The 16,579-nt window shown below is 58.9% G+C and carries 17 protein-coding genes; 4 read left to right on the top strand and 13 right to left on the bottom strand.

The genetic code is table 11. The annotated features are described in order from the left end of the window. Window positions 1-44 precede the first annotated feature (44 nt). Together FHK95_RS16705 and FHK95_RS16700 are read right to left on the bottom strand one after the other, a co-directional pair. Window positions 45-638 carry an acyl carrier protein phosphodiesterase gene (locus FHK95_RS16705; protein ID WP_150305773.1) on the bottom strand — a complete coding sequence of 198 codons (594 nt, stop codon included), beginning with the start codon at window positions 636-638 and terminating at the stop codon, window positions 45-47. Further along, entirely contained in the window at window positions 638-1,531 is an 894-nt protein-coding gene (locus FHK95_RS16700) for a hypothetical protein (protein WP_150305772.1), read from the bottom strand. The genes FHK95_RS16705 and FHK95_RS16700 overlap by 1 nt, the downstream gene beginning before the upstream one ends. 185 nt (window positions 1,532-1,716) lie before the next feature. On the opposite strand from FHK95_RS16700, the gene FHK95_RS16695 reads away from it, so the two are divergent. Then, a complete protein-coding gene (locus FHK95_RS16695; protein ID WP_235906816.1) occupies window positions 1,717-2,772 on the top strand; it encodes a saccharopine dehydrogenase family protein in 1,056 nt (351 codons plus the stop codon). On the opposite strand, the gene FHK95_RS16690 is transcribed toward FHK95_RS16695, so the two are convergent. Continuing rightward, window positions 2,765-3,664, bottom strand: coding sequence for a LysR family transcriptional regulator ArgP (locus FHK95_RS16690; protein ID WP_150305771.1), 900 nt, complete (start codon window positions 3,662-3,664; stop codon window positions 2,765-2,767). The two genes, FHK95_RS16695 and FHK95_RS16690, sit on opposite strands and share 8 nt — an antisense overlap. Before the next feature lie 96 nt (window positions 3,665-3,760). Between FHK95_RS16690 and FHK95_RS16685 the strand changes: the two genes are divergently transcribed. The 3 genes from FHK95_RS16685 to FHK95_RS16675 all read left to right on the top strand — a co-directional run bounded on the left by FHK95_RS16685 (window position 3,761) and on the right by FHK95_RS16675 (window position 7,387). Next, complete coding sequence (locus FHK95_RS16685; RefSeq protein WP_150305770.1) at window positions 3,761-4,369, top strand: LysE/ArgO family amino acid transporter; 609 nt, start codon at window positions 3,761-3,763, stop codon at window positions 4,367-4,369. A 187-nt stretch (window positions 4,370-4,556) separates the two neighbouring features. Further along, window positions 4,557-5,138 carry a superoxide dismutase [Fe] gene (gene sodB, locus FHK95_RS16680; protein ID WP_150305769.1) on the top strand — a complete coding sequence of 194 codons (582 nt, stop codon included), beginning with the start codon at window positions 4,557-4,559 and terminating at the stop codon, window positions 5,136-5,138. Window positions 5,139-5,320: 182 nt separating this feature from the next. Beyond that, window positions 5,321-7,387 (top strand): putative bifunctional diguanylate cyclase/phosphodiesterase, encoded by a 2,067-nt coding sequence (locus FHK95_RS16675; protein WP_150305768.1) that lies wholly within the window; start codon window positions 5,321-5,323, stop codon window positions 7,385-7,387. A 111-nt stretch (window positions 7,388-7,498) separates the two neighbouring features. Here FHK95_RS16675 and rpoS read toward each other — a convergent pair whose 3' ends face one another. The 10 genes from rpoS to FHK95_RS16625 all read right to left on the bottom strand — a co-directional run bounded on the left by rpoS (window position 7,499) and on the right by FHK95_RS16625 (window position 16,266). After that, entirely contained in the window at window positions 7,499-8,422 is a 924-nt protein-coding gene (gene rpoS, locus FHK95_RS16670; RefSeq protein WP_408003642.1) for an RNA polymerase sigma factor RpoS, read from the bottom strand. A 255-nt stretch (window positions 8,423-8,677) separates the two neighbouring features. Next, entirely contained in the window at window positions 8,678-9,595 is a 918-nt protein-coding gene (locus tag FHK95_RS16665) for a peptidoglycan DD-metalloendopeptidase family protein (protein ID WP_408003641.1), read from the bottom strand. A gap of 41 nt (window positions 9,596-9,636) precedes the next feature. Beyond that, complete coding sequence (locus FHK95_RS16660; RefSeq protein ID WP_150305822.1) at window positions 9,637-10,521, bottom strand: DUF368 domain-containing protein; 885 nt, start codon at window positions 10,519-10,521, stop codon at window positions 9,637-9,639. 50 nt (window positions 10,522-10,571) lie between these two features. Further along, window positions 10,572-11,207: a protein-L-isoaspartate(D-aspartate) O-methyltransferase gene (locus tag FHK95_RS16655; protein WP_150305766.1), complete on the bottom strand. Its 636-nt coding sequence runs from the start codon at window positions 11,205-11,207 to the stop codon at window positions 10,572-10,574. Window positions 11,208-11,245: 38 nt separating this feature from the next. Beyond that, window positions 11,246-11,995: a 5'/3'-nucleotidase SurE gene (surE, locus tag FHK95_RS16650; RefSeq protein WP_150305765.1), complete on the bottom strand. Its 750-nt coding sequence runs from the start codon at window positions 11,993-11,995 to the stop codon at window positions 11,246-11,248. After that, entirely contained in the window at window positions 11,995-13,059 is a 1,065-nt protein-coding gene (gene truD, locus FHK95_RS16645; RefSeq protein WP_150305764.1) for a tRNA pseudouridine(13) synthase TruD, read from the bottom strand. The genes surE and truD overlap by 1 nt, the downstream gene beginning before the upstream one ends. Next, window positions 13,056-13,529 (bottom strand): 2-C-methyl-D-erythritol 2,4-cyclodiphosphate synthase, encoded by a 474-nt coding sequence (gene ispF / locus FHK95_RS16640; protein WP_150305763.1) that lies wholly within the window; start codon window positions 13,527-13,529, stop codon window positions 13,056-13,058. Before ispF ends, truD begins: the two co-directional genes overlap by 4 nt. Before the next feature lie 96 nt (window positions 13,530-13,625). Next, window positions 13,626-14,477: an S-formylglutathione hydrolase gene (fghA, locus tag FHK95_RS16635; RefSeq protein ID WP_150305762.1), complete on the bottom strand. Its 852-nt coding sequence runs from the start codon at window positions 14,475-14,477 to the stop codon at window positions 13,626-13,628. 88 nt (window positions 14,478-14,565) lie between these two features. Then, window positions 14,566-15,678 carry an S-(hydroxymethyl)glutathione dehydrogenase/class III alcohol dehydrogenase gene (locus tag FHK95_RS16630; protein ID WP_150305761.1) on the bottom strand — a complete coding sequence of 371 codons (1,113 nt, stop codon included), beginning with the start codon at window positions 15,676-15,678 and terminating at the stop codon, window positions 14,566-14,568. A gap of 201 nt (window positions 15,679-15,879) precedes the next feature. Further along, on the bottom strand, window positions 15,880-16,266 hold the full coding sequence (locus FHK95_RS16625; RefSeq protein WP_150305760.1) for a DUF4168 domain-containing protein: 387 nt from the start codon (window positions 16,264-16,266) through the stop codon (window positions 15,880-15,882). Window positions 16,267-16,579 lie beyond the last annotated feature (313 nt).

Here is a 16,579-nt window from a genome sequence, read left to right as displayed (position 1 = left end):
AAAACAGACCTGGGGAATGGGTACTGACCTGAATCAACGGGAAACTAGGGTAGGAGAAAATTCGCCTCGGCGCGGGCGAATTCGATGACCTCTGGCATGAACAGCAGGAAATCTTCCTCGAAACCGCCGTATGCGGTTTCCAGTTCCGCCACGCCACCGGGCAAGGTAGTCACCCGAGTGAAGCGCCGGGAAATATTGTTTACCGCCTGATGCAGATTGGACAGTTCGGCATAGCTGGTGAGCCAGTCCTGTTGCGCCATGCGCTGGATAATCGGCCAGGCTGAGTCAGGGATTTCGGTCTGCTGAGCGAGCAGCACGGCATACATATCCTGCGTGAAGCGCCCGATGGGCAGATCACTGTAGCGGGACCAGTGTGCAGCCAGCAGGTGATCGTAGAACATGTCGACCATAATCCCGGCATAGCGACGCCGATCGGGACTGACGCGCCGCTTGCTCCGAATCACCATCGGATGCGCATCAGTGAAACCGTCGATACGTCGGTGCAGCCAGACACCCTGTTTCACCTGTTCGGGAAGTTGCAGCGAATCCAGCGGACCTTTGACGAAGTCCCCCAGCAAGCTGCCCAGCGCACGTTGTGGCTCCTGCGGCCCGAGAAACAGGTGCGCGAGAAAATTCATCAGGGCTGCCCGGCAGTCTCGTTGATTGCCCGTAGCTGGGTTTGCAGGCGGGTGAGCGCGCGATTGGTCTGCAGGCGGAAGCTATCAATTGACTGGATTTCTTCGGCAACCATCGACATGCGCGCCTCCAGCTGACTGCGCATGGCTGCAACCTCGGCATTCACGTCCTGAGTGGATACCTGCTCGCTGAGCGCAGCCAGAGTCTGTTGCTGTGCTGCAAGTTGCTCACTCTGGCGGTTGAGCTGCGCTTCCAGCGGACCGAGCTGCTCCAGCCCTTCGCTCAGCGCGGTCACCTGGGCATTGAGCATGGTCAGCTGCCCGGCCAAAGCGGTGGCGTTCTCATCGTAGGCATTCAGCCGGCCGGTCAGCGCGGCGGTCTGGGTTATCACCTCCTCGAGGCGCTGTTGCTGCTTCGAGCCGTGCTCCTTGAGGGTCGTTCCGCCCTGCTCTACCTGCTCAAGCACCTGGCCCTGGCTACCCACTACTTCGGATAACTGATCAACCCGCCGATTAAGCGCTTCCAGCTCACTCAGGCTGGATTCCGTCGCGCTAACCTTGCCGGTGATGTTCTCGATCTGTCCGGCGGCGTCTTCACTGATACGCGCAAAGCTGTTCTGCGTGGCGACCAGCTGCTGCTGCAGGCGCGTCTGCTGCTGATGACTCCAGTAGCCGAAGCCGATCAGCGACAGGGTCAATGCCGCGCACAGCGCCCATAACCCACCGGTACCACGTTGAGCAGGCTCTGACCGCATGGGTGCACGCACGCCCGGCTCAGGCACGTCCTCACGCCGGGATGAAGAAATATATGCGCGCTCATCGTCGGTCGCGCGGATACCTGACAGCTCATCAGACTGATCGTCCGCGACATCATCAGGCATATTTCGTTTTCTCATCTCGATCCTCGTAACCGAAGTGCATCGGCCATGCTCATGCGACACGTGGTGTGTATTGTGCGTGCTACGCGATGGCATGACCAGTTCTTGCGGCTCTGCAGCAACCTCGTAGCGATTTCACCCGATTGCTGGTGGCACAGCCAGCCAGAGGATACTCTTGGGAAAACACTTCACGAGGGTCAGCAATGCATCAATGGATGATTTACGGAGCCAACGGGTATGCAGGGCGCCTGTTAGCCAGGGAGGCAGTGAAGCAAGGCCTACAGCCGGTATTGGCCGGACGCAAACAGCGTGAGATCGAAGCACTGGCCACCGAGCTGGGGCTTGAGCATCGGGTATTCACACTAGACGATAGCGCAGCGATGCAGGATGCGCTCAGGAATATGAACCTGGTTGCGCACTGTGCCGGTCCGTTCTCTGCGACCAGTCGACCAATGATCGACGCCTGCCTGGCTACCCAGACGCATTACCTGGACATCACCGGTGAGATCGACGTATTTGTCGCAGCACATGCGCGTAATGCCGAAGCGCAGGCCGCCGGTATCGTGCTGTGCCCCGGCGTTGGCTTCGACGTAATCCCGACTGATTGCCTGGCTGCCTGTCTGAAGCAGGCGTTACCCGATGCCGACCAGCTTGCATTGGGTTTTGACTCGCGCAGCGGTTTTTCACCCGGCACCGCCAAGACCTCGGTCGAAGGGCTCAAACATGGCGGCAAGGTGCGCATCGATGATGAAATCGCCACAGTACCGCTGGTGTATCAGAGCCGCGAAATAGATTTCGGTGACGGCACCAAGTATGCCGTGACCATCCCCTGGGGCGACGTGGCGACTGCCTGGTTCACCACCGGTATCGACAATATCGCCGTCTTCGTACCGATGGCACCAAGCGCCGCCCTGCGCCTGCGCCGACTCGACTGGTTAAGGCCGGTGCTGGCCCTTGCGCCAGTCCAGGCGTTTCTGAAATATCAGGCGGGCAAACGCATTAGCGGTCCAGACGTCGATCAACGCCGCGATGCGCCCACCTTTGTATGGGGCGAGGCGCAGAACCCCGCCGGTAAAAAGGTGGTGGCGCGGGTCAAGACTGCCAATGGCTATGACGTGACGGTACACGGCACATTGCTCGCGGTGCGGCATATGCTCTCCAATGAAGCGGTCAACCCCGGCTACTACACACCTGCCCGGTTGCTTGGCGATCACTGCGTAGAACAGCTGCCGGGCTCCGGCAGTATCGAAATCAGTTAGTGGCAGGGGCGGCAAGCCAGCGAGGTGCCTGATGCACCAGCTGGCCCGTCAGCGATTCCAGCAGGCGCCCGCCGTGGCGCCAGTAATGCCAGTACAAGGGCACATCTATCCCATCCCCCGGTGCCAGTTCTTGCAGGGCGCCGCTCGCCAGCTCCTCGCTGATTTGCAACGCCGGCACCATTCCCCACCCCAGACCCGCGCCAAGCATTCTCACGAAGCCTTCCGAAGAGGGGCACAGATGGTAGGGAAAGTCACCCGCAAACCCCCGTTCGCTGACGAACCGGTGCTGCAACTGGTCGTCCTGCCCAAACACGATTGCCGGTGCGGCCGCGACTGACTCGGCGTTCAACCCCTCCGAGAAATACCTATTGATAAAGCTGGGACAGGCCACCGCCAGGTAACGCATATGGCCCAGCAGGACCGAGCGCGCCCCCGCTACCGGTTCGGGCGTTGCGCACAAACAGCCCGCCACTTCGCCAGCGCGCATTCGCCGCAACCCGACGTCCTGATCATCCACCAGCAGCTCGAGCAGCAATGCCTGACCTTGGCATAACTCCGCAACCGCGGCCGACCACCAGGTAGCCAGGCTATCGGCGTTCAGCGCAATACGTAGCCGCGCGGGCTGATCATCCGATCCCGCCATGGGAATATCCTGTTGCAGGTCGCGTTCAAGCAATCGCACCTGCTGCACATGGTTGAGCAGCCGCTGACCCGCCGGCGTCGGCCGGGGCGGCGAGGCACGCTGCAACACCGGGGCGCCAGCCCGCGCCTCGAGTAATTTGATTCGCTGCGATATGGCCGATTGCGATAGCCCGAGCGACCGCGCGGCACGTTCAAAACCGCCGCATTCCACCACTGCAGCCAATGCGGCGAGCAGCTTGTAATCAAGCATCAGTTTTCCTTATATAGCATGAGCAGTATCTGTTTCACTTATAACCGCCCGCAACCCAAGCTGCCAGCTTCACCTTTCCATCTGGACTGCTACCCGATGTTCTATTTAAGCAATTTCTTCACTGGGCTCTTTACTGCCGGGGGGCTGATCATGGCGATCGGCGCACAGAATGCATTCGTTCTGGGTCAGGCGCTGCGCCGCGAACACCACCTTGGTGCTGCAATGGTGTGCATGCTGTGTGATGCCTTGCTTATCACGGCAGGCACCTTCGGGCTGGCCTCGCTCCTGCAGCGCCACGCGTTGCTGCTGGAGCTGACCCGCTGGGGCGGCGTGGCGTTTCTGGTCTGTTACGCGCTATTGGCTCTCAAGCGCGCCTGCGCCCCTCAGGCGCTGGATGCAATGCACCGCGCCCCGCGTTCCCGCCTCGCAGTATTGTTGGCGACGCTTGCGGTAACTTTGCTGAATCCGCATGTCTATATCGATACGCTGGTACTGATTGGCTCGATTGGGGCTCAGCAGCGTATGCCCGAGCTGTTTGTTCTTGGCGCGGTCAGCGCATCGGTACTGTGGTTCAGCGGGTTGGCGCTGGGCGCCGCACGCCTTGCGCCATTGCTGTCCCGTCCCATGACCTGGCGCCTCATTGATGGGGGCGTCGCCGTCATGATGCTGACCGTGGCCTGGTCGCTTGCGCGTTCAGCGTCGTAGTCAAGCGAGCCACATGCTTGCCACGTAGATAGGCCAGGCCCCAACTGCTATGATCTTGCCTTGCCGATTTACAAGACGGGCAGCGCCCAGTTTAAAAGAGGTGCTCGATGCAGACTGCTGGCCTGACCGCAGGCTGCCATATCGAAAGATTCCGTTGCGAACATGAACCTGAAGATGGAGATACACCATGGCTTTTGAATTACCACCACTACCGTACGAAAAGAACGCTCTCGAGCCACACATGTCTGCCGAGACGCTGGAATACCACCACGATAAGCACCACAACACCTACGTTACCAACCTGAACAACCTGGTTCCGGGCACTGAGTACGAAGGCAAGGACCTGGAGTCCATCATCAAGACCTCCAGCGGCGGCATCTTCAACAACGCTGCCCAGGTCTGGAACCACACCTTCTTCTGGAACTGCCTGAGCCCGAACGGCGGCGGCGAGCCGACTGGCGAACTGGCCGAGGCCATCAACAAGGCGTTCGGATCCTTCGACAAGTTCAAGGAAGAGTTCAGCAAGGCTTCGGTCACCACCTTCGGCTCCGGCTGGGGCTGGCTGGTGAAGAAATCCGATGGCTCGCTGGCGATCGTCAGCACCAGCAACGCTAACAACCCCATGACTGATGGCGCCACGCCGTTGCTCACCTGTGACGTCTGGGAACACGCCTATTACATCGATTACCGTAACGCGCGTCCCAAGTTTGTCGAAGCGTTCTGGAACATCGTGAACTGGGATTTTGTCGCGAAGAACTTCGCTGGCTGATTCTTGCTCGCAGCACTAAACGAACCCCGCTCCGGCGGGGTTCGCCGTTTTTATGGCACAATGCAATGACTTCTCTTTGACACTGGCCGTTACATTGCGAATACTGAGTTCAGTCCAGCCAGACCACTCTCTATCGTCTCAGGCTGATACGTTTCGCCCGTAGTAAAGCATGGACGGCCACAGTGAAATTGGAGCGACGAAACAGCCTCTCCGTCAAACTGTTTCAGCAAGTTCTGTTGTGGGCATTGATCGTGGGTATCCTTTTGAGCAGCGCTCAAATTGCATACGACCTGCGACTAGAACGCCGCATCATAGACAAAGCCGCTGAACAGATTCTCGCCATGTCGCGCGATCCCGCGACTCAGGCGGTATACAGTTTCGACCGCGCAATGGCTTCCCAGGTGGCTGAAGGGCTTTTTGAGCACAAGGCGGTGCGCTTTGTATCCATTGGCAATCCCAGGGAAGCCGCCCTGGCCATTCGCGAAAAACCTCTAGCTGTCCTGCCCTATCGAGCACTCACAGACCGACTACTGGGCACTGACCGGCAGTATTCGATTGAGCTCAGAGGGCGCGAGCCCACGCGGGAATACTATGGGGAGCTACGGCTGACGCTCGATACGGCTCCCTATGGGCAGGATCTCCTGGAGCGTTCGCTCATCGTACTTGTCTCGGGGATACTGCGCGCGTTGGCCATGGCGTTAGTGCTGTACCTGCTCTATCACATCCTGCTGACCCGGCCGCTTTCACAGATCCTTATTAACATTGCCCAGATCAATCCTGATAAGCCCGGGCGAATGCTGATTCCTGCCCTGCGCGGACACGAGAAGAACGAACTCGGACTCTGGATAGAGAAGGCCAACGAACTGCTTGAATCGATAGAACGCAACAGCAACCAGCGGCGCGAAGCCGAGGCCAACCTGCTGCACATGACCAATCATGACAATCTGACGGGGCTGCCCAACCGCAGCATGCTGCAGGACCAGCTCACCCGGATGCTTGCCGATGCCGGGCGCCAGCAAAAGGGCGTGGCAGTCCTGTGCTGTGGACTGGATGACTTCAAGGAAATAAACGAACAGTTTACCTATCAGTCCGGCGATACCCTGCTGGTAGCCGTGGCCGACCGACTGCGAGCCAATAGCAGTCGGCTTGGCAGTCTGGCCAGGCTGGGCGGTGACCAGTTTGCACTGGTGCAAACCGGCATCAGCGAACCCTACGAAGCCGCCGAACTGGCGCAGACGATTCTGGACGACCTCAATCGCCCCTTCGTCCTCGGCAATAATGTCGTCCGCCTGCGGGCGACCATTGGTATCTCGCTGTTCCCCGACGATGGCGCCGATGCCGAGACGGTCTTGCAGAAGGCCGAGCAGACCATGATGCTCGCCAAAGCCCGCTCACGTAACCGCTACCAGTTCTACATTGCCAGCCTCGACGCAGAAATGCGCGTGCGCCGCGAACTGGACAAGGACTTGCGCGGTGCGCTCGAACGCCGCGAGTTTCATCTCGTCTACCAGCCGCAAGTCAGCTTCGACGAGCATAGGGCGGTGGGCGTTGAAGCCCTGTTGCGCTGGCAGCATCCAGACCGCGGACTGGTGCCCCCTGACCTGTTCATTCCTCTGGCCGAGCAGAACGGTTCGATCAACGCTATCGGTGAGTGGGTGCTTGAGCAGGCCTGCAAGCAACTACATGAATGGCATCTCGCAGGCTTTCCTGATCTGCGCATGGCGGTAAACCTGTCCACCGTGCAACTGCATCACGCCGAGTTGGCCGGCAAGGTTGCCGCGCTGATGCAACGCTATGCACTCCCGCCGCTGAGCCTGGAGCTGGAGGTCACGGAAACAGGTCTGATGGACGATATTGCCGCTGCCGCAGGCCATTTGAATAACCTGAAGAAGGCCGGCGTACTGATTGCCATTGACGACTTTGGAACTGGATATTCCTCTCTCAGTTATCTGCGCGGGCTACCGCTGGACAAGATCAAGATCGACAGAAGCTTCGTCCAGGACGTACTGCTCGATGAAGACGATGCAACCATCGTCCGCGCCATCATCCAGTTGGGTCGCAGCCTCAACATGCAAGTCATCGCCGAGGGCGTCGAAACCCTCGAGCAACAGGTATACATAGTCAACCAGGGCTGCAACGAGGGGCAGGGATATTATTACAGCCGCCCGCTGCCGGCTTCTGCGGTACCGGACTGGCTGCACAGGTACAACGCCAGGGCTTTGATGCCCAAGGCACACTTTCTCATCTGACAATGGCTCAAGGGCGAGTCCGATCACTCCGCACAACGGGCTGATCTTCAGACCATAAAAAGCCCCGCGCGGGGTACAAGCCGTGCGGGGCTTTTACGTTAAGAGAGTCACCTATTGAAAGAGCGACTCACCGGTCAGACCATGCTGCTCGAGAATATCGCGTAACCGCTTGAGCGCCTCGACCTGAATCTGGCGTACCCGCTCGCGGGTAAGGCCGATCTCACGTCCGACTTCCTCCAGCGTGCTGCTTTCGTGCCCTCGCAAGCCGAAGCGCCGCGCAACGACCTCGCGCTGCTTCTCGCTGAGCTCGCCAAGCCAGTGGTCGATACTGGCGTTGAGATCATCCCCTTGCAGCAGTTCGCAGGGGTCAGTCGCCTGCTCGTCGGTCAGGGTATCGAGCAGGGTTTTATCGGAATCCGGCCCCAGCGACATATCCACCGACGCGACGCGCTCGTTCAAGCCGAGCATGCGCTTCACATCCGCGACTGGCCTGTCGAGGAGGCTGGCGATCTCTTCCGGTGAAGGCTCGTGATCGAGCTTCTGGGTCAGCTCCCGCGCTGCACGCAGATAGATATTGAGCTCCTTGACCACGTGAATCGGCAAACGAATGGTCCGCGTCTGATTCATGATGGCGCGCTCAATCGTCTGGCGGATCCACCAGGTCGCGTAAGTCGAGAAACGGAAACCACGCTCCGGGTCAAACTTCTCGACAGCCCGAATCAGCCCCAGATTCCCCTCCTCGATCAGGTCGAGCAGGCTCAAACCCCGATTGACATAGCGACGCGCTATCTTCACGACCAGACGCAGGTTGCTCTCAATCATGCGCCGACGACCCGCAGCGTCGCCCTTTTGCGCCAGACGGGCAAAATAGACTTCTTCTTCGGGGGTCAGGAGTGGCGAGAAGCCAATCTCGTTGAGATACAGCTGAGTAGCATCAAGTTGTTTGGTGAATTCGAAGGAGTTTTCGCGACGGTGCGTTCGCGGTGACGAAGCTCTGTTCAGTCCCGCCGGATTCAACTCGGCCGGTGTGCCCATGTCGAGCTCCTCCACGTCCTTCGGTTCCCGCTCGAGGAGAGCGAGATCGTCAGTCAGGGTTTGTACGGGCTCTTTATTATTCACTGCCATTTTCGCTGCCCCATATCGTTCGAAGTACGTCCGGATAAATGAACGGCTTCACTACAGCCTATCCATCCCTCACTGTAATTGACCGACCAAGCCCCCGCTTGTTCCGGTCACGTACTATTGTTTTGCTCGCCTTCCGTGACAAACGCATTACGACCGGTGTAATCCTTACTGCTTGGGCAAATAGCTCAAAGGATCCACCGGCTTGCCTTGGCGACGTATCTCGAAATGCAGCTTGACCCTGTCAGTGCCACTATTGCCCATTTCGGCGACCGTCTGGCCGGCCTTGACCTGATCGCCTTCCTTCACCAACAGACGACTGTTGTGGGCATAAGCGCTCAGGTAGGTCTGATCGTGCTTGATGATAATCATATCGCCATAGCCGATCAGACCGCGGCCTGCATACACCACAGCCCCGTTTGCGGCTGCTCTGACAGGCTGTCCCATTTCACCAGCTATATCAATTCCTTTATTCAAACTCCCGTTTGACTGAAAACGCGAGATCAAGGGGCCGGTCGCGGGCCAATTCCAGCCATCGACATTGGCCGGCACCTTGGCCACTGGCGCTGGGGTAGCGGGCTTGCTGCTGGGGGTGGGTTTGGCCGCTGGGGTACTCGGCCTGGAGGTGATTGCCGGCGGCGTCGCCCGCGGTGTCGCACGAGGCGCTGCAGCAGGCGGGGTCGGCCTGGCGGCGGCCGTTCCAGCCGGCCGAACAGTGGTGCGCAAGCCTATGCTTTCGGTGCTGCGTGGCTGCGTGGGTGAGGCGGCGTATGAACGTGAAGGTCCGACCCGCAGCTGCTGGCCCGGATAGATCGTAAAAGGCTGACGCAGACCATTGGCGGAAGCGACTGATTTCCAGTCCTTGCCGTATCGGAAGGCAATCTGATAAAGCGTTTCACCACGGCTGACGGTATGCAATCCCGACGTCGGCGCCGGCTCGGCACGCTGGCCGCCGCGGCTGCGATCATCGATAGGCACCATGCCAGCAGGCCCGGCGCAGGCCGTAAGCAGACCGATCAGCAGCCCCAGAGAAGTGCGCTTTATATATGTTATTACCGAATGCCTGTCGAACACACTTCGCCCCATACTCAGAAGTCGTGAAATTAACAACGGGTGAAGCGACTGGCTCAGGTTCGCCCTCCCCACCACTCGAGTGCTGCCACTAATAGCATGCCAAGCAGCATCAATGCCAACGCAACCAGCCAGAACGAGGGCTCCCCGGTCAGTGCCTGATAGTGCGCGGGAGTAATGTTGCTCTGCAGCAGGGGTTCCAGCTGCCCTGCACTGTTCTCGCGCCAGCTGAGCGTTTCCTTCCAGGGCCAGACCTTGTTCAGCGAGCCAACCATGAGCCCCGTCAGGAAGGCCAGCGTAACATGACGCAGATTATTCAGAAGCCACTGTAATAGCCTGGAAAAACTCAGCAAACCAGCGATACACCCAAGACCGAATACCGCGATGAATACCAGATCCATCGACCGCACCGCATCCAGCACCGGAGCATACAGGCCCAGCAACAACAAAATGAAACTACCGGATATGCCGGGCAGAATCATTGCGCAGATCGCGATGGAGGCGGCGATGAAGACCATTGGCAGGGTCACTGGCAACTGCAGGGGAACGGCCACAGTTATCAGATAGGCAAATGCGGCGCCCGCCAGGGCTGCCGACAGCGTGGCAATATTCCAGCGCGGGATTTGACGTCCAATGACGACGACCGAGATGAGAATCAACCCGAAAAAGAACGACCACAAATGGACTGGGTAGGCCTCAAGCAGATAGCTGATCAGCTTCGCCAGACTGAGGATACTGGTCAGCACACCCGCAAGCAGCGTCACCAGAAAGCTGCCATCCACGGATCGCCAGGTTTCCCTCACTCGGCCCTTTAACAGCCAGCCAACCTTGGTCGGACTGCACGCGGCGATGGCACCAACGAGACGGTCGTAAATGCCGGTAATAAAGGCGATGGTCCCGCCAGAAACACCTGGCACCACATCCGCGGCGCCCATTGCCATGCCCTTGAAAAAAACCGATAGGTACTGCACAACTCCCAGGGGTAATGCCTTCAAGAAGTAATAGCTCCTGCCAATAGCGGTACAAAACGTACCGGTTCGACCTGATGTCTGATGAACTGTTCCCCTTCGCGAATAACCAGGGTCAGATGCTGTTCCTTTTCGCCAACCGGAATGACCATCCGGCCGCCATCAGCCAACTGACTGAGCAACTCGACGGGCACTTCCGCCGGGGCTGCCGTTACCAGAATCGCATCGTAGGGCCCGTACTGTGGCCAGCCCCAATTGCCGTCGGCGTGGCGAAAGACCACGTTGCGGATATTGATATCACGCAATACGGCTTTGGCCCGTTCCTGCAGCGGCATGATGCGTTCAACACTGAAGATGCGCTCTACCACCTGCGCCAGAATGGCGGTCTGGTAACCTGATCCGGTGCCGACTTCGAGCACCTTGTCCAGCGGTCCACCACCGAGAAGCAGCTCGGTCATGCGCGCGACGATATACGGCTGCGACAGCGTCTGGTTATGTCCGATGGGCAAGGCGGTGTCCTCGTAGGCACGGTGTGCCAATGCCTCATCAACAAACAGATGCCGGGGTGTGCGGCGTATCGCCTCAAGCACCTGCAGATTCTGGATTCCTTCCTCGAATAAACGTTCCAGCAGTCGTTCCCGCGTGCGTTGGGAGGTCATGCCAATTCCGTGTATATAAATATCTTCGCGCGCTGCCATTAACCAAGATTCTCCAGCCACTGCCCAAGGTGATCGAACACCTCATAGTGGGTTTTGTCGACGCGCAGGGGGGTAACCGATACATACCCCTGCATGACCGCATGGAAATCGGTCCCCTCGCCGCCATCCTCGGCGTCGCCAGCGACCGAAATCCAGTAACCTTCCTTGCCCCGCGGATCGACCCATCGAACCGGTGTAGCGGCCCGCGAGCGATGACCCAGTCGGGTCAGTCGAATGCCCTTGATCTGATCAAGCGGCAGATTCGGAATATTCACGCTGAGTACCGTCCGCGGTGGTAACTCCAGCTGTTCATGCGCGGCCACCATGCGTCGGGCGATGGTCGCGGCGGCCGCGAGATTCTCCGGCTGACGCCCGACCAGTGAGAAGGCCATGGCTGTGCGCGACAGAAAACGCCCTTCCAGCGCCGCCGCCACGGTACCCGAATAGAGCACATCATCGCCGAGATTGGCGCCGAGGTTAATGCCGGCAACCACCATATCGACGGTCCCCTGATACAGCGCGTTGATCCCCAGATGCACACAATCGGTGGGCGTTCCGTTGAGACCAATAAAACCGTTATCCAGGGTAAAGGGGCGTAGTGGCTTGTCCAGGCTCAGCGAGCTGCTGGCGCCGCTACGGTCTTCATGGGGCGCAACCACTACGCAGTCGGCGTAATCGTTCAACGCCTCGTATAAGGCTGTCAAACCCGGTGCCAGCACGCCATCATCATTGGCTATCAGAATACGCATCAGGTTTCACTTTCCAGTCCGCCGCCCGGCTCTTCGGCCAGTCGCACCAGCTCGCGGATTACTGCAGTCGCGAAACAGCCGGTCGGCAGGGTAAATTCAAGTTCCAGACAATCCGGTGACGGATAATGCCACGTCAACGCCTTCAAAGGGAGACGCAGGATACGCCTGGATTGCTCAAGATCGGCAGAAATCAGCCAGGTTGCCAACTGCGGCTCACCCTCAGCCTCGGCCTTTTCCAGTTCCAGCACCGCGCCTTCGACCGCCGGTTCACCCTTGCCCCACAGCGGCCCAGTGGGATGCAGATCGAGCGCTGCCAGGCGCGGGTCGTTGTCTTCCAGCCTGCTGGCGGGAAACTGACTGCGGCTATCGGTGAAGGCCAGGCAATCGCCCGGCAACACCCTGTTCCAGCTGCCCTGCGCTACCCGGCGGGCAAGTACGCGGTTGAACAGCAGGCTGCGTGCAGTTGACAGCAACCGCGAACGCGTTCCCCGCGCGGGGGGCAAACCGCCACGCTCGGCCCAGCGACGTGCGTCGAACAGATTACTGCCTTCGCGACCGAATCGCTGCGGGCCAAAATAATTCGGCACGCCCTGCTCAGCCACTGTCCGCAGGCAGTGATCGAGCGCATCGCGGTCCGCCTGCAGTTCTGTCAGACGGATAGCAAAATGATTAGCCCGGTGCGCGCCGCGCTGCAGCTTGCGCCGGTGACGGCTGCTTTCAATACAGATGAGATCATCATTCCACAGCGCAGAAAAATCGGGATCGGCCTGCCCCGGCAACTGCATGCTGAACCACTGTCGGGTGATCGCCTTGCGGTCCTTGAGACCCGCGTAGCTGACATCCTTCAGCTTCAGGCCCGCAGCCCGAGCCAGCAGTCGAGCGACCTCTTCTGTATTCAAGTTGCGCTTCTCGATCAGCAACCAGAGATGCTCCCCCGCGCCTTCCAGTTCCAGATCGAGAATCTCGGTCACGCGAAAATCTTCCGGCGTGGCCTTCAGGATCGCGCTACCAAAGGGTCCGCCCCAGGCCAACGGCCCGAGCAACTCAGTGTCTGAGGCGCTCACAGGGCGACCAGCAGCGCGACCGCATGCACAGCTATACCTTCCTCGCGACCGACAAAGCCCAGTCGCTCAGTAGTAGTCGCCTTGATATTCACCTGGTCCGGATCAACCGTCAGATCCTCAGCGATGGCCTGGCGCATGGCCTGAATATGCGGCGCCATCTTCGGCGCCTGGGCGATGATGGTGGCGTCGACATTACCGACTTTCCAGCCCTTGCTGCCGATCAGATCCAGCGTGTGGCGCAGCAACTTGCGACTGTCCGCGCCCTTGTACTGCGGGTCAGTGTCTGGAAAATGCCGACCAATGTCGCCGAGCGCGGCGGCGCCGAGTAGCGCGTCCATCAGCGCATGCAGGACAACATCCCCGTCGGAGTGCGCCAACAGCCCCTGCGAATGGGAAATCCGCACCCCGCCGAGCGTAATGAAGTCGCCTTCACCAAAACGGTGAACGTCGTAACCATGACCAATGCGCATGCCAGACCTCTCGGCTGAAGAATCAAGGTGCTGATCTTACAGCCTGAGGGCCCAGCCTAGAAGGCACGACCGACGCAGGGTCGCAGCGCGACCCTATCAATCCTTCAGCGCGGCCGCATGATGGCGCAGGTGATCGTCGATAAAGGTGGCGATGAAATAATAGCTATGATCGTAGCCAGGCTGACGGCGCAGCGTCAGGGGATGCGCGGCGGCAGCGGCGGCCGCTTCCAACGCCTCAGGCTTTAACTGCTCATCCACGAAAGTATCTGCCTCGCCCTGATCGATCAGCAACGGTAACCGCTCCTGCGCATCGACGATCAGTTCACAGGCATCCCATTGCTTCCATTGCTCTCGATCATCACCCAGGTAGCCGCTGAATGCCTTTTGTCCCCAGGGACAGTTGATCGGATTGACCACAGGCGCGAACGCCGAGACCGACTGATAGCGCCCCGGATTCTTCAGCGCGCATATCAACGCTCCATGTCCACCCATGGAATGCCCACTGATGCTGCGCCGCTGCAAAACCGGGAAACTGGCCTCGACCACCGCAGGCAGCTCGCTGACAACATAGTCATACATCTGATAATGAGCGGCCCAGGGGTGCTCGGTAGCGTTGATGTAAAAGCCGGCGCCGAGCCCGAAATCGTAGGCGCCCTCAGGGTCATCCGCGACACCATGCCCGCGCGGACTGGTATCCGGCGCCACGATTACCAGCCCCAGCTCAGCAGCCAGCTTCAACGCGCCGGCTTTCTGCATGAAGTTTTCATCGGTGCAGGTCAGCCCGGAAAGCCAGTACAGAACCGGCAATGACGCGTCATGCTCGGCCTGGGGGGGAAGATAGACGGCGAAGGTCATATCGCAATCGAGTACCTGTGAGCGGTGCCCGTAACGCTTGTGCCAGCCACCAAAGCATTTGGTAGCGGAAATCAATTCGAGTGAAGTTGCCATGGATAGCCCAACCTGAACGAGTGATTGCGTGTTGTCGCGGTCACCCCACCGGGGACCGCGACACCTGCGAGAAGTCGATGCAGAACAATCAGAAATGAATGACCGTGCGGATGCTCTTGCCCTCATGCATCAGGTCGAATGCCTTGTTGATATCCTCAAGAGGCATGGTGTGGGTAATAAAGGTATCCAGGGGAATCTCGCCCTTTTGCGCCTTCTCGACATAGGAGGGCAACTCGGTACGTCCCTTGACGCCACCGAAGGCACTGCCGCGCCAGACTCGCCCGGTAACCAGCTGGAACGGACGCGTGCTGATCTCCTGGCCTGCGCCAGCCACACCGATAATCACCGACTCGCCCCAGCCCTTGTGCGCACACTCCAGCGCGGCGCGCATCAGCTGCACATTGCCCACGCACTCGAACGAATAGTCCACACCGCCGTCAGTCATATCGACGATCACTTCCTGAATCGGCTTGTCATAATCCTTGGGATTGACGAAATCCGTCGCGCCCAGTTCGCGGGCGATATCAAACTTCGACGGATTCACATCGATCGCGATAATGCGGCTCGCCTTGGCCATGGTTGCGCCGATGATGGCAGCCAGACCGATACCGCCCAGACCGAAGATGGCCACCGTAGCGCCCTCTTCCACCTTGGCGGTATTGAGTACGGCGCCGATGCCGGTGGTTACGCCGCAACCCAGCAGACAGACCTTCTCCAGCGGTGCTTCCTTGGGAATCTTGGCCAGAGCGATTTCCGGCACGACCGTGTACTCGGAGAAAGTCGAGGTGCCCATGTAGTGATAGATCGGCTCGCCCTTGTAGGAGAAGCGCGATGTACCGTCTGGCATCAGCCCCTTGCCCTGGGTCGCACGCACCGCAGAACACAGATTGGTCTTGCCCGAGCGGCAGAATTTGCACTCGCGGCACTCGGCCGTATACAGCGGGATCACGTGATCGCCTACTTCCAGCGATGTCACCCCTTCGCCTAATGCCTCAACGATACCGCCACCTTCATGGCCAAGAACCGCCGGGAACACACCCTCAGGATCATCCCCAGACAACGTGAAGGCATCCGTATGGCACACACCGCTGGCCACGATCCGGACCAGCACTTCGCCAGCCTTGGGCGGCGCGACGTCGATTTCGACAATTTCCAGAGGCTTGCCGGCGGCGAATGCCACGGCTGCGCGTGATTTGATCATTGTGCTACTCCAGGTCAGCGGTAATTGAACAGAACATCGATGCCGATAAGGATACCTCATCGACAGCCGGGATGGCCCGCCGGACCCCTAGCAGGCTCGCCCGGTTATTCACCGCAGCGGTGCTATTCGTCTCGATGTCATGCACATGCCAGACACAAAAAAGGGGCCGCGAGGCCCCTTTTTGATACTACCGTGCAACGATTAGTTCATGCTCTGAATGCGCTGCTGCAGCTCTGGATCGCTCTGCATGCGTGTGGCGATCTCGTTGTACTTAGGAATCTCGAGGCCTTCGCTCTGAACGGCTTCAACCATTTTTTCCTGGGCTTCCATCTGCAGGGATTGTGCCTCTTCCTGGTTCTCAGCTTTGCTTAGACGCTCAGAGAACTCATCACGGATCTCGCCAACTGCTGAATCGGCTTCTGCGAACTTCTGCAGATCTTCTTCAGAAATTTCGGTTTGAGCACCGCCCATCTGAGCAGCAGGCGCGCCCTGCGGAGCACTACCAGTGTCCTGTGCGAAAGCGGCTGGAGCAGTAGCGCCGATTGCGGCAAGAGCGACGGCTGCGGTAAGGGTTTTCAATGTGTTCATAATAGGAATTCTCCTGGTTGATTAGTTATCTGGACTAATACAACTTGCGTGCCACACCCCTAAAATTAATCACAAGCATTTGTTTTATATGTGTTTTTATTACTTTATCGCGCTCCGTATCAAACCCTATCTGGTTCGCGAGGCTAGCGATAAACGTATACTTATTACACATGGGTAAATTTGATCCGTTCAGAATGAATACAAATTGGCGCGCTCAGGCTGGGTCTACTAACAGTGAGGTCGGTGATTCGCTCCGAACATATCGGCGCCAACGTCCACATGATCCAGATGCACCACAAATAATTCGTTGGTT

This window comes from Pseudomonas saliphila (assembly GCF_008638345.1).
Taxonomy (GTDB): domain Bacteria; phylum Pseudomonadota; class Gammaproteobacteria; order Pseudomonadales; family Pseudomonadaceae; genus Halopseudomonas; species Halopseudomonas saliphila.
Note: the sequence above shows the minus strand (reverse complement) of the source record. Positions and strands in the feature narration are given on the sequence as shown.

Excerpts from the sequence above, each read along its gene's own strand:
- FHK95_RS16705 (WP_150305773.1), bottom strand. The coding sequence starts at position 638 with ATGAATTTTCTCGCGCACCTGTTTCTCGGGCCGCAGGAGCCACAACGT.
- FHK95_RS16700 (WP_150305772.1), bottom strand. The coding sequence starts at position 1,531 with ATGAGAAAACGAAATATGCCTGATGATGTCGCGGACGATCAGTCTGAT.
- FHK95_RS16695 (WP_235906816.1), top strand. The coding sequence starts at position 1,717 with ATGCATCAATGGATGATTTACGGAGCCAACGGGTATGCAGGGCGCCTG.
- FHK95_RS16690 (WP_150305771.1), bottom strand. The coding sequence starts at position 3,664 with ATGCTTGATTACAAGCTGCTCGCCGCATTGGCTGCAGTGGTGGAATGC.
- FHK95_RS16685 (WP_150305770.1), top strand. The coding sequence starts at position 3,761 with ATGTTCTATTTAAGCAATTTCTTCACTGGGCTCTTTACTGCCGGGGGG.
- sodB (WP_150305769.1), top strand. The coding sequence starts at position 4,557 with ATGGCTTTTGAATTACCACCACTACCGTACGAAAAGAACGCTCTCGAG.
- rpoS (WP_408003642.1), bottom strand. The coding sequence starts at position 8,422 with ATGGGCACACCGGCCGAGTTGAATCCGGCGGGACTGAACAGAGCTTCG.
- FHK95_RS16665 (WP_408003641.1), bottom strand. The coding sequence starts at position 9,595 with ATGGGGCGAAGTGTGTTCGACAGGCATTCGGTAATAACATATATAAAG.
- FHK95_RS16660 (WP_150305822.1), bottom strand. The coding sequence starts at position 10,521 with ATGGCAATGGGCGCCGCGGATGTGGTGCCAGGTGTTTCTGGCGGGACC.
- FHK95_RS16655 (WP_150305766.1), bottom strand. The coding sequence starts at position 11,207 with ATGACCTCCCAACGCACGCGGGAACGACTGCTGGAACGTTTATTCGAG.
- surE (WP_150305765.1), bottom strand. The coding sequence starts at position 11,995 with ATGCGTATTCTGATAGCCAATGATGATGGCGTGCTGGCACCGGGTTTG.
- ispF (WP_150305763.1), bottom strand. The coding sequence starts at position 13,529 with ATGCGCATTGGTCATGGTTACGACGTTCACCGTTTTGGTGAAGGCGAC.
- fghA (WP_150305762.1), bottom strand. The coding sequence starts at position 14,477 with ATGGCAACTTCACTCGAATTGATTTCCGCTACCAAATGCTTTGGTGGC.
- FHK95_RS16630 (WP_150305761.1), bottom strand. The coding sequence starts at position 15,678 with ATGATCAAATCACGCGCAGCCGTGGCATTCGCCGCCGGCAAGCCTCTG.
- FHK95_RS16625 (WP_150305760.1), bottom strand. The coding sequence starts at position 16,266 with ATGAACACATTGAAAACCCTTACCGCAGCCGTCGCTCTTGCCGCAATC.